The organism is Bradyrhizobium sp. YR681, assembly GCF_000282615.1.
Taxonomy (GTDB): domain Bacteria; phylum Pseudomonadota; class Alphaproteobacteria; order Rhizobiales; family Xanthobacteraceae; genus Bradyrhizobium.
Map to the genome: position 1 here is coordinate 23,322 of NZ_AKIY01000205.1, position 15,596 is coordinate 38,917.

Sequence of the window (15,596 nt, forward strand, 5' to 3'; positions counted from 1 at the left end):
GAAGTTTCCTCTCGTTTCACTGTGTTGTTGATTGGCCGCGCGCGTCGCGGGAAATCTAGAATGCGACCTCGTACATCCCGAGAATTGCGTCTCGGCTCAAATCGCGCGGATTGTTGTCGAGCAGGCGGCGAATGGCGTGCGCTTCGTCGGCCATCACACCGAGATCGCTCTTGGGCACACCGAGTGCGGACAACCGCATCTCGATGTCGAGTTTCTTGCAGAACCCGTAAGTCGCCTCGAACGCCAGCTTCGGATCGTTGCGCTCCGGCAGTCCCAGCGCGCCCAGCACCGCGACCGTCTTCGCCTCCACCGCCGGCATGTTGAAGGCGAGCGTGTGCGGGAAGATCACCGCGCAGGCAAGACCATGCGCCACGTGATGGCGCGTGCCGAGCGGATAGGCCACGGCATGGCCGGCGGTGGTGTTCACCGGTCCAAGGCAATAACCGCCATAGAGCGAAGCGAGCGAAAGACCAGCGCGCGCCTCACGGTCGCCGCCATCGGCCACCGCGCGCTTGAGATAGCGGCCGACCAGCCGCGCGCCCTCGAGCGCGTAGAGGTCGATCGCCGGGTGCGCCTTGCGGCTGGTATAGGCCTCGACGCAATGGGCCAGCGCGTCGACGCCGGTGGCCGCGGTAACCTCCTGCGGCACGGTCATCGTCAGGTCCGGATCGACGATGGCGATATCGGCCAGCATGAAACGGCTCTGCACCGCCTGCTTGTTCTGGCTGACGGGATCGGTGACGAGCGCACGGGTGCCGGCCTCGCTGCCGGTGCCCGACGTGGTCGGGATCTGCATCAGCGCCACGCTGCGGCCGGCCACCTTCTCCGGCCCGACGATGTCTGCGAAGGGCACGTCAGATGTGCACATCACCGCGACCAGCTTGGCGAGATCCATCGCGCTGCCGCCGCCGAAACCGACGACGAGGTCGGGCTTGACCTCTTTCGCCATCGCTACCGCCTTTTCGAGATTGGGCAGGTCCGGCTCGGGCTTGACGTCGCCGAACACTTTGACGGCCCCCGGCAGCGCCAGCGTGTCGACGCGACGCGCGTTGAACGCATCCGAGATCACCAGCGGCCGCTTGGCACCGATCCGCTCGGCAAAGCGCTTCGCAGCGCCGATCGTGCCGTTGCCAAACTCCAGGATCGTGGGCCGTAGGATTTCGATGGGCGTGAAGGCGTTGGTCATCGTGTGGTCGATCTCATGATTTGGATGCGGAGGCGCCGGCGGCCAGCCGCTCGGCATAATCGATGGCCTCGATCAGGCTGTGCTCGTTGGCGATGCCCTTGCCGGCGATGTCGAAGGCGGTGCCGTGATCGACGGAGGTGCGGATGATCGGCAGGCCCAGCGTGATGTTGACGCCGGACAACTCCTGCCAGCGTCCGGTCGCAGGATCGACCTGGAAGCCGAGCAGCTTGACGGGGATATGCCCCTGATCGTGATACATCGCGACCGCGGCATCGTACTGGCCGGCGCGCAGCTTGACGAAAATGGTGTCGCCGGGCACGGGGCCGACGACGTCGAGACCGTCGGCAACCGCTTTCGCGATCGTCGGCGCGGACACGTCGATATCCTGCCGGCCGAACAGGCCGCCCTCGCCCGCATGCGGATTGAGCGCGGCGATCGCTATCTTCGGCTTGGCGATGCCGAGCCGCAGCAGGGCATCGTTGGTGAGGTCGATCACCATGCGCAGCCGCTCCGGCGTCAGGCGCTTCGGCACGTCCTCCAGCGCGACATGGGTCGAGACATGGCTGACGCGCATGTTGCCATGGGCGAGCAGCATCACTGAACCGCGCACGCCGGTGAGATGCGCCAGCATCTCGGTATGGCCAGGAAAATGATAGCCGGCCTTGTTGAGCGCTTCCTTGTTGAGCGGCGCGGTGACGATCGCCGCAGTGCGGCCGGCCTGCGTCAGCCGCACGCCCTGCTCGATCGCCTTGTAGGCGAAGCGGCCGCCATCGGCGCTCAGCACGCCGGGCTCGATCGGATCACCCTCTGTGTCGGCTTGCAGGTAGCAGAGATTGGGCCATTCGCGATCGTCGGCCGCGACCTCGGGGATCGCGACATCGGTGCCGAGCGCGGCCTTGGCGCCATTCAGCGCCGCGCCGCTGCCGATGATCAACAGGCGCAGATCGCCACTTGCGATCCGCTCCCTCAGTCCGGCGCAGGCCTTGACGATGATCTCCGGCCCGATCCCGGCGGGGTCGCCCATGGTAATGGCAAGGTGACGAGAGGTCATATCGGACTCTCCATTCTGAGCAGATGATTGTCCCGGAGCAGGTCGCGCCACAGCTCGCTGGGACCGAATGCGCCGGATTTCGACACGATTTCGACGCCGGCCCAGCGTCCGCCCTGCAGGATCGAGCGCGGCAATCCCGGAACGATACGCCCTGTCACCTCAAGGGCATGTGCGTCAAGGGCAACGCATGCAGCCTTCAAGGTCTCGCCGCCGGCAACGACCAGCGTGCCCGGCGGTTCAAGCGCCGCGATCAGAGCTGCCATTTCGCGTGCGATCCGCCGCGCCGCTTCGGCGCGTGACAGCCCCTCGGCGAGAGAGAACTTGACCAGTGCCACGCCGTCATCGACCAACTTGCGCTGAACGCGCGCAGCGTCCTCGCCCTCCGCAAGCGCGATCGTCGCCTCGCCGCACGCGGCGAGCTGCGACGCGGTGGCGGGCTGGTCGGAGCCGAACAGCCCCAGCACCGGCAGCTTCAACTGAACAGGCGCATCGGCGCGGTGGCTACGGGCGAGCGCGCCGGCCAATCCGCCGCTTCCACACCACAGCACCGGCCCCGGCATGCGCCGTCCCATCTCCACGACACGATCGAGGTCGATGTCGCTCTCGGCATCAAATACCTGAACCCCGCCCAGCGACAGCGTCTCCACATGCCCCTGTCGCGCCTCGATGCCGTCCTGTCTCAACTGATCCAGCAAATTGTCGCCGACGCGATGCCATTCGCCTTGCACGGTGCGCGCGAATTGCTGGCCGCCTGCGGTGCGGCGTCCCTGATAGTCGAAGGCGGGCGCGACCACGCAGGAAGCCCATTGACCGCCGTGCAGGCAGGCGCCGAGCTCGGCCGCCCACGCGCCACGCAGGAGGCTGTCGACCTTCTTGTAGGCGATCGTCGCCCCCTGGAGCTGCGGCGCCAGCCGACCGACGATCTCGACGCTCTCGGTCTTCGATCGCTCGCGGGTGCCGCTGTCGATCGCAAGGCTCCGGGCGCGCAGCGTCGCGGGTGCTTCGGGCCATGTGACGTCGAACGGTCCGCACAGGCCGACGAACTCCGCCGCGGTGTCGAGCGCACCGGTGAGATCGTCGGCGAGGAGGCGGACGCTCGTCATCGTCATGCCGCTCCCGTGCTGAAGATCTTGCCCGGATTCATCAGGCCGTGCGGATCCAGCAGTTGCTTGACGCCCTGCATCAGCGCGATGTCGAGGGGATCGGCAACGCGAGCGAGCCGGCCGCGATTGGTGATGCCGATACCGTGCTCGGCACTGATCGCCCCGCCCTGCGCAGCGGTCTCGTCATCGACGATCTCGTTGATCTCGGCCACCAGCCTGGCGGTCGCGTCCGGGTCCTGGCAATGCACGCGATCGATCAGCGCCACGACATGGATGTTGCCGTCGCCGATATGGCCGTGCATCACGACGTTTGCATGCGGGACGGCGGCCTTGATCCGCGCTTCGACGTTGTTGACGAAAGCCGCCTGGCGCTCCAGCGGCACCACGCTGTCATGCGACACGACGTAACCGCTGCGCTTGTTACCTTCGGACACGCTGTGCCTGACGGACCAGATCGCCTTCGCCTGCGCGAGGTTGGAGGCCAATATCGCGTCTTCCGCGAGCCCGGCTTCCATCGCCTCAGCGAGCACCGCAGCCAGCGGGTCATTGAGGTCGACGCCGGCAAGCGTGTCGGTCAGCTCGACGATCAGATACCAGGGCGTCGTCAGCTCGAAGGGGACGGTGACGTGCGGCACCGTCGCGGCGATCGCATCGATCTGCGCGCGCGACATGATCTCGAGGCTGCCGAGCCGGTCGCCGACCACGCCGCGCAGGCGCGCCATGATCTCGAGCGCCTGCTCGACGCCCTGCAGCTTCAGCAACGCCAGGGCCGAGCTGCGCGGCGGCGCGAACAGTTTCAGCACCGCCGCGGTGACGATGCCGAGCGTGCCCTCCGCGCCGATGAAGAGCTGCTTGAGCGCATAGCCGGTGTTGTCCTTGCGCAGCGCGCGCAGACCGTTGAAGATGCGCCCGTCGGGCAGCACGACTTCCAGCCCAAGCACGAGATCGCGCGTCGGCCCGTAGCGCAGCACGGCCGTGCCGCCGGCATTGGTCGAGATGTTGCCGCCGATCTGGCATGAGCCCTCGGCCCCCAAGCTCAGGGGGAAGTAGCGATCGACGTCCTTTGCCGCGCTCTGCACCTCGGCGAGGATGCAGCCGGCTTCGACCGTGATCGTATTGGCGAGCGGACTGACGTCGCGAATGGCTCGCATGCGGTCGAGCCGGATCACGACATTGCCCGCCCGATCATCGGGCGTCGCCGCCCCGCACATGCCGGTGTTGCCGCCCTGTGGCACGATCGCGAGCCGCCTTGCCACGCAGAGCCTGACGATTGCGGCGACCTCGGCGGTCGAGCCGGGCTTCACCACCGCAACGGCACGGCCGTGATAGCGCCCGCGCCAGTCCACCACATAGGGCTCCTGGTCGGGTCCCGCCGCGATGACGTGCTTGTCGCCGACGATCGCGGCAAGCCCGGCCAACGCATCCTGGAAAGAAACGGACATCGATCGCCTCGTCGCCCGCACCGGCTTCAGGCGGAGGCCGCGAACGCCGCGGCATTCGCGAGCAGCTCTTTCAGCTGGCCCGACTGCAATGACTCCAGCGGCGGCCGCAGGCGCTGCCATCCGGCATGCCTGGTGCGATCGGCCACCAGCGCCTTCAGGGAGGCCATTTGCGGGAATTTCGAGACCAGCTCGCGCGCCTTCACGATGCGCGCCTGCGCCGCCTTGAGCGCCGGATCGTCGTCGCTGTCCCGGAAGTGCTTGTAAACGTATGCAAGACTGCGCGCGACGATATTGGAGGTCGCTGTGATGCAACCCGCGCCGCCCTTGCGCAGCAGCGGCAGCATCAATGGATCGGCACCGCCCAGGACCGCAAAGCCGGGGAAGCGCTCCACCATCGCCGTCATGTTGGCGAAGTCGCCGGACGAATCCTTGATGCCGGTAAACGTCGCCGGATAGGCCTTGCGCAACCGCTCGATCAGCGCATGCGAGATCGGCTGCGCCGACATCTGCGGGTAGTGATAGAGGACGACCTTCAGGCGCGCATCGCCGATCCGCTGCACCACTTCGCTGTAGGAGGCATAGATGCCGTCGTCGGTGACGTTCTTGTAGTAGAACGGCGGCAGCATCACCACGGTGTCGACGCCGACCGAGAGCGCGTGACGCGTCAACGCAATGGTCTCGGTCAGCGCAGCAACGCCGGTGCCGGGCAGCAGCCGCTGCGGCGCGATGCCGGCGGCGACCACGGCTTCGAGCAGCGCAGTGCGCTCAGTCACCGAGAAGGAGTTCGCCTCCCCTGTCGTGCCGAGCATGGCGATACCGTCGCAGCCTTCGTCCAGGAGGTAGCGGCAATGCTCCAGGAAACGCGCGTGATCGGGCGCGAGCTCGGCGTCGAGCGGCGTCACCGCCGCGGAGAACACGCCATGGGGGTGCAGCGATGATGTCGACAAAACTTCCTCCGATCGCCAGAACGATGTTGTTCGGAATGCGAACATTTGTTATTTTCTGATCCAGTCGTAAAATCAGCATGCCCCCGCGTCAAGGGCGATGCTGTCATGGCGGGGCATTCGAGCATGGCCAAGGTCCAGAAGATGGCCGCGAAGCGCAAATCGGAAACTAACGCCAAAAATCCCAAGAATTATGTCGCCTCCGTCGGCAAAGCCTTTGCCGTGCTCAAGAGTTTCAGCAGCGAAACCTTCGAGCTCACCCTGAGTGAGATTGCCGCACGCGCCGATCTCGATCGCGGAACCGCGTTCCGGCTGATCCAGACCCTGGTCGAGCTCGGCTATCTCCAGGCCGCTCCCCAGAGCCGCCGGTTCCGCCTCGGCCTCGCCTGTCTCGACCTCGGCTATACCGTGCTGTCGCACGGATCCTTGCGGACCATCGTCGAGCCGCTGCTGCGCGACCTCGTGCCTGATGTCGGCGATGCCGCCTCGCTCGGCATCCTCGACGGCGGCGACGTGATCTATCTCGCGCGCATCAGCGCCGGGCTCGATCGCTACAAGATGGATCGGCGGCCAGGCACGCGCATTCCCGCCTACAGCGCCGCGCTCGGCCATGTCATGCTGGCGCATCTGGCGCGTGACGAGCAGATCGCACGGCTCGAGTTGCGGCCCCGCGTCAAGCTGTCGGAGCGGACGCTGACCGATCTCGATGCCCTGCTCGCCCGGCTCGATCAGGTGAAGAAGAAAGGTCATGCCGTCTCCGACGGCGAGAACGCCTATGGCCTGCGTACGCTGGCAACGCCGGTCTTCGATGCCCAGGGCCTCGTGATCGGCGGCTTGAGCGTCACCGTCGATGCGACGCGGATGGACATGACGGCCTTCCGCGACCAAGCGCTGCCGCGCCTGATGCAGGTGACGGGCAAGGTGCAGGATATCGCGATCAAATCGGGATTGTCGGGCTGAGGGCGTTCTTGCCGACCGGGCTGGCGTGAGAGCGCGATCGACCTATATCTCGTTGGTTCGCCCTCCCACTCCCGACCTCCTCTTGAGAAAATCCGTACTCACATTTCTGCTGTTGGTGTTCGTGCCGATCGGCCTATCGGCCGCGCGGTATTACTGGCTTGGAGATGGCCGCGGTAACTGGCAGACGGCCGACCGCTCCAGCGCGGGCCTGCTGCCTCCGGCGTCTTCCCATCCCGATGCCCTGATCCGGGTCTACGCGGCGCGAACGGTGCGGTGGCGCAGCATCTTCGCCGTCCACACATGGATCGTCGTCAAGGAAAAGGGTGCGACCAGCTACAGCCGATACGACTACACGGCGTGGGGCGAGCCGATCCGGAGCAACGGGTTCGCTCCCGACGGCAGGTGGTTCGGTGCCCTCCCGGAAACCGTGGTGGCGGTCGACGGGCCACAGGCCGAACTCTTCATTCCCAGAATTCGATCTGTGATCGAGACCTACAAGTTTCGGGCCTACGGCGATTACAGCGCTTGGCCGGGGCCGAATTCGAACACCTTCGTTCAGGCCGCCCTGAATGCCGTGCCCGAACTTGGCGCGGTTCTGCCGCCGACCGCCATCGGCAAGGACTATCCCTATTCCGGGCAATGGATCGGGCTGACCGCCTCGCGCACCGGCTTCTATGCCTCGCTCTCGGGCTATCTCGGCCTCACCCTCGGCTGGGTCGAAGGTCTCGAGATCAACTTCTTCGGTGCCGTGCTTGGCTTCGACATCAGGCGTCCCGCCGTCAAGCTGCCCGGCATCGGCCGCCTCGGTGTTGCGATCGGTCTGTAACGCTGGTCACGATCACTAGACAACGACGTGATCGAAGTCAGTCGCGATCCGTGTGTTGGGAAAGATCTTCACCGCCTCGGCGAGAATCTCTGCGTCCTCGTAGCGTCCCGACATATGGGTCAGCACGAGCTGGCCGACATTGTTCGCGGCCGCGAACGCAGCCGCCTCCGCTGCGGTGAGATGGCCGTAATTCCGCGCGGTCGGTGCGTCGCGATCGAGGAATGTCGCCTCGATCACCAGCAAGTCGGCATCGGCGACATACTGGGACAATCCCTCGGTGGTCTCGGTGTCGCCGATCACGACGAGCTTCTTGCCACCGCCCGGCGGCCCCAAGACGTCTTCCGGATCAATCGTGCGCTCGGCGATGACGACCGGCCGTCCTTTCGCCAACTCACCGCGCAAGGGGCCGTCAGGGACACCAAGCTCAGCGAGGCGATCGGACCGGAGGTGGCGCCGCGCGGGGCTCTTGAAGACGAAACCAAAACTGTCGGTGTTGCGGTGGCGCACCGGAAAGCAGTCGATGGTGAAATCACCAACGTCGATGACCTGTCCTTCGCTCAGTGGCGCGAACTCCACCGGGATCGGCGCCCTGCCCGCGCCCCACAGTCCCGCAAGCATGCGAATGACGAGGTCGAGCGTAGCAGGCCCGCCATGAACGGTCATCATTTCGGCGGTCTGCCGCAAGCCCAGCGTCGAGAACAGGCCGGGGATACCGAGCACGTGATCGAGATGCGCGTGCGTCAGCAGGATGCGATCGAGCCGCCGGAAGCCGGCACCGCTGCGTAGCAACTGCCGCTGCGTGCCCTCGCCGCAATCGACCAAGATACGCTGGCCGGCCGCCTCCACGAGGAGTGCCGGGTGGTTGCGTTCGGCGGACGGAACGCTGGCCGAGGTTCCGAGAAATGTCAGGGCGAACATGCTCGTCACTTGTCGAGAAGTTGAGAAACTCTGTCGCCCTGACTTGCCTGAGACGCTACAGTTTCACAACGATCTTGCCGAAGTGCGCGCCTGTCCGGAGATAGGTGAACGCTTCGGGGGCCTCGTCGAAGCCATAGATCCGATCGACGATCGGATGGATTGCCTGGTCGGTCAAGAAACGATTCATCGCGGCGAAATGCTCGACCGATCCGACGGTGACGCCGATGATATCGGCATTCTCCCACTGCAGGCGCGCAAGATCGGGTTTCGGGCCGAACCCGGTCAAAACACCGATCTGGACGATCTTGCCGCCCGAAGCGACCGATCGTAACGATCGGTCATAGGTGCCGGGACCGCCGAGCTCGAGGACATGAGTGGCACCTTCGCCGTCCGTCGCCTTCATCAGGGGGACATCCCAGTCGGGCGTGTCGCGGTAGTTGATGAGGATCGAGGCGCCCATCGCCTTGGCGCGGGCGAGCTTCTCATCCGACGAAGATATCACAATTGCACGCGCGCCCAGTGCCGCGGCGAACTGGAGGCCGAACAGCGCGACACCACCTGTTCCCTGGACCAGCACCGTGTCGCCTTTGCCCATCCCGCCGCGCGTGATGAGGCCGTGCCAGGCCGTGACGCCGGCGCAGGGCAAGGTCGCGGCCTCGATCGAGGACAGATGCGCCGGCACCGAGACGAGCGCGGTTGCCGGCAGCACGACATATTCCGCCAGCACTCCGTCCATCGTGTTGCCACCGAGGGCCGAAGGAACATAGCTGGTCCTGAACGGCCCGGAGACCCAATCGCGAAAGAACGACGCGGCGACGCGGTCTCCAACCTGCCATTGCAGAACGCCGGCGCCGATCGCGTCAACGACGCCCGCGCCGTCGGAGAGCGGCACGCGGCCGTTGAGCGCGCCTTGTCCTACGCGGTCGAGGATCAAAAGATCGCGATAGTTCAGACTTGCTGCCTCGACCCGGATGCGAACCTCACCCGTCGCAGGTTCGGGTTTGCTGACATCGGCCAGCACAAGGCCGCCAGCGCCAGCATGCTCGTTCAGATGGTAGGCTTTCATTGTTGCTCCTCCCGCAGGGGTGTTCACAGGGACGAGCACAGCCTGTAAGGTCTAACAGCGCTGTCAGGGTCAAGAGGGTTTTTCAATGAGGATTGGTGAGCTCTCCCGCAGGACGGGGGTCAGCGTCCGAATGCTGCGGTACTACGAAGCCGAAGGGCTGCTTGCGCCGCCACGCACAGACGCCGGGTATCGCGATTATGGCGCGGCGGAAGAGCAAACCGTTCGGCGGATCAAGATGCTCGGCGCGGCCGGAATGACGCTCGAAACGATCCAGCAATTGCTTCCGTGCGTGAGGAACAACGATCCGGAATTCACGCCGTGCAACAATCTACGAAAGATACTCGCTGATCAGGTCAGCCTCATCGACGAGCGTATCGAGACGCTCAGCCAAAGCCGGACAATATTGGCGGGCTTCCTGTCGAGCGTGAACTGATCGCCAGATCGTGAACTGGGGCTTCAGCGTCCCCAATGCCACGCAAGCAGCAGTGCGTACAGGCCCATCGACCCGGCGTAGAGCGCGGCAAGCAGCGCGTAGCCCGCGACCTGGCGACCGATCGTCGCCTTCGGCGTCACCCACCAGTCGAGCGCCCTGAAGGCCGCGGGCACGAGCCACCAGCCGAGCAGCTGGGTGCTGACGAGATTGCCGACGAACAGCGACAGCCAGATCGGCACGCCGTGGCTGTCGATCAGCGGCCGGCTGATGAAAGTGCCCCAGAGATAGACCACGGGATAGAGCACCAGCAGGACGATGAGGTTGCTCTTCCAGATCAGCGCGGGGCCCTGCTCCGGCGCCTGCGTCTTGCCGGAAGGGAACCAGAAGTTGAAGCCGTAGCTCGCCCGCTTCACGTTCATGCCGGCGTTGAAGCGCGCGCCCTCCTTCAGCAGCGTCTGCCGCAAGGGCGAGTCGAGCCACGCCGTGAGATTTGCATCGCTGTCGAACGACAGGATGACGATCCATTCGTCGTGCAGGCCTGGAATCGGCCGCTCGATCTTGTGGCGCAGAAATCCCTTGAACTCGGCTTCCGCAGCCTGGATGCGCTGCTGCCAGGTGAGGAAGGCGTCCTCCAGTCCAACAGGCACCTTGAAGGAAATCACCGCGGAGACCGCATTGTCGCGCTGAACGCCGGTATCGGGCAGGATATGGACATCTTCCGAACCGACGAAGTAGCGCTGTATCTCCGCGATCAGCTTCGCCCGCACCTCGCTCTGAAGCCAGGCGCGCGCTGCGGCCGGGCTCGCAAAGCGAACGATGGTCACCCAATCCACATGCGCAGGCGGCTGCGGCGGCACCACCTCCTGGCTGAGGAAGCCGGGCCAGGTCTTGAGCACCTCGCCGACCTCGCCGTTCCAGCGTGCAAACGCGGCGAAGCCGTCGTCCGCGATGCGGCGCTGGATAACGAGGGCAACCGGCTGGCCGGCCTTGTCAGGTGATCCGTTCATAGCGGCCGTCCGCTTCAGCTCTTCTTGTAGAGGCGCTTGCCCATCACCCAGGTCTCGTCGACGCAGCGATCGTCGCCGACCATCATGACGGCGAACAGCATGTTGGCGGCTTCGTCGATTGTGCGCGGACCGGCGCCGTCGGCGACCAGCGACTGGTGCCAGAGCTGCGCCACCGGGCCGCCATTGGGATCGAGCGCTACGAAATCGGCCTCCTTGCCGGGCTCGAAATTGCCGAGCTTGTCGTCGATGTAGAGGCCTTCGGCGCCGCCGAGCGTGACCGACCAGAAGCCGCGATAGGGCGAGAGCTTGTTGCGCTCGGCTTCCGCGAGATCCTTGCGCGCCGGGTCGATGCTGCCGTCGAGCATCGTGTTGTTGCACATGCCGACCTTGTAGGCGTCATCGAGCACGGAGATCATCGAGAAGCGGTTGCCGCCGCCGACGTCGGTGCCGAACGACATCTTCACCCGATGCTCGGGATCGGTGGCGCGGCCGAGACGGAACAGGCCGCTGCCGAGGAACAGGTTCGAGCACGGGCAGAACACCACCGCCGCGCCCTTCTTCGACATGCGGCGGAACTCGTTGTTCGAGAGATAGACGCCGTGGCCGCCGGAGAACTTTGGCCCGACCAGGTCGAACTTCTCGTAGACGCCGAGATAGTCCTCGCAGTCCGGGTGCTCGACGAGCACGCCGCTGCATTCGGCCGGGTTCTCGGAGATATGGGTGTTGACCCAGCAGTCCGGATGCTCGTGCTTGAGACGCTGACATGCCTTGAGCAGTTCCGGCGAGGCGCCGAAGGCGAAGCGCGGCGTGATGGCGTAGAGGTTGCGACCCTTGTTGTGATACTGGGCGATCAGACGCTTGCTGTCGCGATAGAAGTTTTCTGGCGTGTCGATGAATTCGGCCGGCGCGTTGCGGTCGATCCCGGTGAGGCCCGCGATCACGCGCATGTTGCGGCGGGCCGCTTCCTCGAACAGCTCTTCGGTCGAGACCGGCGAGGAGCTGGTGAAGGCCTGGCAGGTGGTGGTGCCGGCGGCGAGCAATGCGTCGAGAAAGCGCTTCACGCCCTCGCGCGCGTAGTTGCGATCCCGGTACTTGATCTCCTCGGGGTAGATCGACTTCTGCAGCCACGGCAGCAGCTGCTCGCCATAGGCTCCGAGCACGCGGGTCTGCGGCAGATGGATGTGGCCGTCGATGAAGCCCGGGACGATGATGCGGTCCTTGATATGGGTGATCGCGACGCCCGGATGTGCGGCGGCAATCTTGTCATGGGGACCGAAGGCCTTGATCACGCCATCCGTGACGACCATCAGGCCGTCCTGATGAAAGCGCGCGGCGGCCTGCTCGTTGCCGATGTGCTTCCAGGGATCGTCGACGAAGTCGAAGAACGTGCCGCGAATACCGACGGTGGTCATGAGGATGTTCCTTGCTTAAGTCTGTGTGGCGTGGCGCACTGAGGGCAGCGAGATCGCCAGCAGCGTCCCCGCGACGGCGCAGAGGCCGAGATAGAGCCATCCGATCGGCGCCTGCGTGGCTTCAGGCAGCACCGCTGCGACCGCCATGGCGCCGCTCACGGCGAGATAACAGAGCGCGCTGATGAGGCCGCCGATCAGGCCGTGGTCGCGCTCGAACAGGCCCAGCGCCATGCCGTACATCATCGGGCACAGCACACCGCAGCCGCCGAGCACCAGCGCGCCGCCGATCGTGATCGACGTAAAATCGAGACCGAGGGTCATGCCGGTTACGGTCAGGACCGCGGAGCCTGCGACAAACAGCGCAAAGGCGCCAAAACCCATCACGCGGGGCGGCATGGAGTGCGCGAAATGCGCGCAGCCGAGCTCGCCGGCGAGATTGACGCCGCCAAGGCCGAGCGCGACGAGGCCGTAGACGGCTGCCGAATAACCGAGGCCGGACTGGTAGAAGAACGGCGCGACGACGCCGAATGCGAGCTGCGCGCTGGCGGCGGCGGCAAAGACCAGCACGAAGGCCAGGAAGCCCGGGCGCACCAGCGCCTCGCGCAAGATGCCGGCGGTGCGGCGCGGATCGAACGGCGCGCGCCGATCCACAGGCAGCGTCTCCGGCAGAAGGAATACCACGATCGCGGCGACGATGGCCGCGGCGATGGCGATGATGACGAACACGCCGCGCCAGGACGTCAGCTCGACGATGAAGCCGCCGGCCGCGGGCGCCAGCACAGGCGCAAGCCCCCAGGCCGCGCCAAGCAGGCCGGAGATCGCCGTGAGCTCGCGGCCGCGAAAACAGTCGGCCGCGACCGCATAGGCCACGACCAGACAGGTGCAGCCGCCGATGCCTTGCAGGAAGCGCAAGCCCAGCAGCAGCGAGGCGCTGGTGGCGAGCGCGCAGGCGATGCTCATCGCGATCAGCACCGACAGCCCTGCCAGCAGGACGTTGCGGCGGCCAAGCGTATCGGAGGCGATGCCGACCGGCACCAGCGCCAGGCTCATGCCGAGCATGTAGGCGGTGACGGTGTTCTGCATCGAGGCGGAATCGGTTGCGAGATCCACCACCATCTGCGGCAGGCCCGGCGTGTAGGCATCGAGCGGGATCTGGCTGAACGGCACGACGCACAGCAGGATCGGCACGATCCCGCGCTTCGCGCAACCGGCGTCCGAAGCAAGTGCAGTCATGGCTTACGCCCCCTCGATGCCCGCGGGCCCCGTCTTTTCGTGCACACAATGAGAGGCGACGATGCAGGTTGCGGATATTGACGCGCGGGAGCGTGCCAGAACTGTGTGTAAAAACTCTTAGGGGGTCCGGTCCGATACGGGAGGCCTCACGCCCCGAACCATGCGGCGCGGTGACGCTCCGGCAAAAAATCGAAAACAACCCCATGCACAGTAGGGATCGGGCCGAAATCGTTGGCCTTTTCAAAAATTCGGTAAGGACGAAATTTTCGCTTGCGCCGTCGGGCAAAACAGGTGCAGAATTGCATCATCGCCGACCGTGGGTTTGCCGCCGCACCGGTCCGTTAACCGTTCGGAAGGCATGGCCGTCTCGAACGGCATTGCCCTCCGCATCGGCAAGCTGGTCCGGTGCTGGTTGCGCGGCCCCTCTGATCCCCCTTTCAAGATCGCACGTTCGACGCCCCGGGCATCTGCAACGGGAATGGCCTCGACGCGACAATGGGATACAATGGAGTTCATGATGACCGCAGATGGCGCTGACCTTGACTACGGCTCGATCGGCGCACTGCTGGGCGCCCTGCACGCGCGCAAGCTGTCCGCGGCCGAGCTCCTCGAACACACGATCGCGCGCATCGAAGCGCTGGACGGACCGATCAATGCGATTGTCGTTCGCGATTTCGATCGTGCACGAGACGCCGCCCGCGCGGCCGACGCCGCACTTGGCCGCGGCGAGCGGCTGCCCCTGCTCGGCATCCCCGTGACCCTCAAAGAGCCGTTCAACGTTGCCGGCCTGCCGACGACATGGGGCTTTCCGCATTTCAGGGATTTTCAACCAAAAGAAGACGCGCTCGTCGTCTCGCGGTTGAAGGCGGCGGGCGCCATCATCATCGGCAAGACCAACATCCCGATCGGCCTCAGGGATTTCCAGAGCTACAACGAGATTCACGGCACGACGAACAATCCGTGGGATCTCGGCCGCTCGCCCGGCGGCTCCTCGGGCGGATCGGGAGCGGCGCTGGCCGCGGGCTTCGGTCCGCTCTCGATCGGCTCGGATATCGGCGGCTCGATCCGGGTGCCCGCGCATTTCTGCGGCGTGTTCGGCCACAAGCCGAGCCTCGGCCTGGTCCCGCTGCGCGGATACAGCCTGCCGCCAGCACCGCCCGTCCCGGGCCAGGGCGATCTCGCTGTCGTCGGGCCGATGGCGCGCACCGCCTCCGACCTTGCATTATCGCTCGATGTGATCGCCGGCCCCGATGAGACGCGCGACGGAATCGGCTATCGCCTTGCATTGCCTGCCCCGCGCCACCACGATCTCAAGAACTTCAAAATCCTCGTGGTCGATACGCATCCGTTGATGCCGACGGGTGACGCCGTACGCTCTGCTATCGGACGACTCGCCGAACGGCTCGAACGCTCAGGCGCGCGGGTCGCGCGCGCGAGCACGTCGCTGCCCGATCTCGCCGACTCCGCGCGGCTCTACATGAAGCTGCTCAACGCAGCGCGAAGCCCCCGCCTGACACCGGCGGCTCTCGAAGACGCGCAAGCACTTGCCGCGACACTCTCGCCCGACGACCGCAGCCTCGAGGCCGAACGCGCCCGTGGCTGGGGCATGTTCCATCGTGACTGGCTGGCGATCGACGCGGCCCGCCTCCAGCTACAACAACGCTGGCAACTCTTCTTCCGCGCGTTCGATGCGGTGATCTACCCGGCCGCCGCCGTGCCGGCGTTTCCACACGATCATTCCGAGCCGTTCGATGCACGGCAGCTCGACATCGATGGAAAACTCTACAACTATTCCGATGCGTGCTTCATCTGGGCCGACCCCGCTTCGACCTGCGGACTGCCGGCAACCGCCGTTCCGATCGAGCGTACGCCTTCGGGCCTGCCGATCGGCGTGCAGATCATCGGGCCGTATCTGGAGGACCGCACGACGATTGCGCTGGCCGGACTGGTCGAACGGGAATTCGGCGGCTTCGTCCCGCCGCCGGGGCTGGCTGCTGGTAGTGGCGCATGAGACA

At 65.6% G+C, this 15,596-nt stretch carries 14 protein-coding genes; 4 read left to right on the top strand and 10 right to left on the bottom strand.

Going from position 1 to position 15,596, the window contains the following annotated elements; genetic code table 11:
- Nucleotides 1–55: 55 nt before the first annotated feature.
- The 5 genes from PMI42_RS19645 to PMI42_RS19665 are packed head-to-tail and all read right to left on the bottom strand — an operon-like array spanning nt 56 to nt 5,729.
- On the bottom strand, nt 56–1,186 hold the full coding sequence (locus tag PMI42_RS19645; protein ID WP_240535266.1) for an iron-containing alcohol dehydrogenase: 1,131 nt from the start codon (nt 1,184–1,186) through the stop codon (nt 56–58).
- Between the two features lie 13 nt (nt 1,187–1,199).
- Nucleotides 1,200–2,237, bottom strand: coding sequence for a 4-hydroxythreonine-4-phosphate dehydrogenase PdxA (gene pdxA / locus PMI42_RS19650; RefSeq protein ID WP_008137285.1), 1,038 nt, complete (start codon nt 2,235–2,237; stop codon nt 1,200–1,202).
- The gene (locus PMI42_RS19655) at nt 2,234–3,340 is read right to left on the bottom strand and encodes a four-carbon acid sugar kinase family protein (protein WP_008137286.1); all 1,107 of its coding nucleotides are present in this window, start codon (nt 3,338–3,340) and stop codon (nt 2,234–2,236) included. Before PMI42_RS19655 ends, pdxA begins: the two co-directional genes overlap by 4 nt.
- A gap of 2 nt (nt 3,341–3,342) precedes the next feature.
- Nucleotides 3,343–4,782 carry an FAD-binding oxidoreductase gene (locus tag PMI42_RS19660; RefSeq protein ID WP_008137288.1) on the bottom strand — a complete coding sequence of 480 codons (1,440 nt, stop codon included), beginning with the start codon at nt 4,780–4,782 and terminating at the stop codon, nt 3,343–3,345.
- Between the two features lie 26 nt (nt 4,783–4,808).
- A complete protein-coding gene (locus tag PMI42_RS19665) occupies nt 4,809–5,729 on the bottom strand; it encodes a dihydrodipicolinate synthase family protein (protein ID WP_008137290.1) in 921 nt (306 codons plus the stop codon).
- Between the two features lie 105 nt (nt 5,730–5,834).
- Between PMI42_RS19665 and PMI42_RS19670 the strand changes: the two genes are divergently transcribed.
- Both PMI42_RS19670 and PMI42_RS19675 read left to right on the top strand, forming a co-directional pair.
- Nucleotides 5,835–6,686, top strand: a complete 852-nt coding sequence (locus tag PMI42_RS19670; protein ID WP_008137292.1) for an IclR family transcriptional regulator — start codon at nt 5,835–5,837, stop codon at nt 6,684–6,686.
- 82 nt (nt 6,687–6,768) lie between these two features.
- Nucleotides 6,769–7,512 (top strand): DUF3750 domain-containing protein, encoded by a 744-nt coding sequence (locus PMI42_RS19675; RefSeq protein ID WP_035966154.1) that lies wholly within the window; start codon nt 6,769–6,771, stop codon nt 7,510–7,512.
- A gap of 15 nt (nt 7,513–7,527) precedes the next feature.
- Here PMI42_RS19675 and rnz read toward each other — a convergent pair whose 3' ends face one another.
- Complete coding sequence (gene rnz, locus PMI42_RS19680) at nt 7,528–8,430, bottom strand: ribonuclease Z (protein WP_008137294.1); 903 nt, start codon at nt 8,428–8,430, stop codon at nt 7,528–7,530.
- Between the two features lie 55 nt (nt 8,431–8,485).
- Nucleotides 8,486–9,496, bottom strand: a complete 1,011-nt coding sequence (locus PMI42_RS19685) for a zinc-dependent alcohol dehydrogenase family protein (RefSeq protein ID WP_008137295.1) — start codon at nt 9,494–9,496, stop codon at nt 8,486–8,488.
- 85 nt (nt 9,497–9,581) lie between these two features.
- Here PMI42_RS19685 and PMI42_RS19690 point away from each other — a divergent pair, with 85 nt between their 5' ends.
- Nucleotides 9,582–9,929 (top strand): MerR family transcriptional regulator, encoded by a 348-nt coding sequence (locus tag PMI42_RS19690; RefSeq protein WP_008137296.1) that lies wholly within the window; start codon nt 9,582–9,584, stop codon nt 9,927–9,929.
- Nucleotides 9,930–9,952: 23 nt separating this feature from the next.
- Here PMI42_RS19690 and PMI42_RS19695 read toward each other — a convergent pair whose 3' ends face one another.
- The 3 genes from PMI42_RS19695 to PMI42_RS19705 are packed head-to-tail and all read right to left on the bottom strand — an operon-like array spanning nt 9,953 to nt 13,581.
- Nucleotides 9,953–10,936 carry an antibiotic biosynthesis monooxygenase gene (locus PMI42_RS19695; RefSeq protein ID WP_008137297.1) on the bottom strand — a complete coding sequence of 328 codons (984 nt, stop codon included), beginning with the start codon at nt 10,934–10,936 and terminating at the stop codon, nt 9,953–9,955.
- Nucleotides 10,937–10,950: 14 nt separating this feature from the next.
- Entirely contained in the window at nt 10,951–12,348 is a 1,398-nt protein-coding gene (guaD, locus tag PMI42_RS19700) for a guanine deaminase (RefSeq protein WP_008137298.1), read from the bottom strand.
- A 15-nt stretch (nt 12,349–12,363) separates the two neighbouring features.
- Complete coding sequence (locus tag PMI42_RS19705) at nt 12,364–13,581, bottom strand: multidrug effflux MFS transporter (protein WP_008137299.1); 1,218 nt, start codon at nt 13,579–13,581, stop codon at nt 12,364–12,366.
- Between the two features lie 505 nt (nt 13,582–14,086).
- Between PMI42_RS19705 and PMI42_RS19710 the strand changes: the two genes are divergently transcribed.
- Entirely contained in the window at nt 14,087–15,592 is a 1,506-nt protein-coding gene (locus PMI42_RS19710; protein ID WP_035966156.1) for an amidase, read from the top strand.
- Nucleotides 15,593–15,596: the final 4 nt, after the last annotated feature.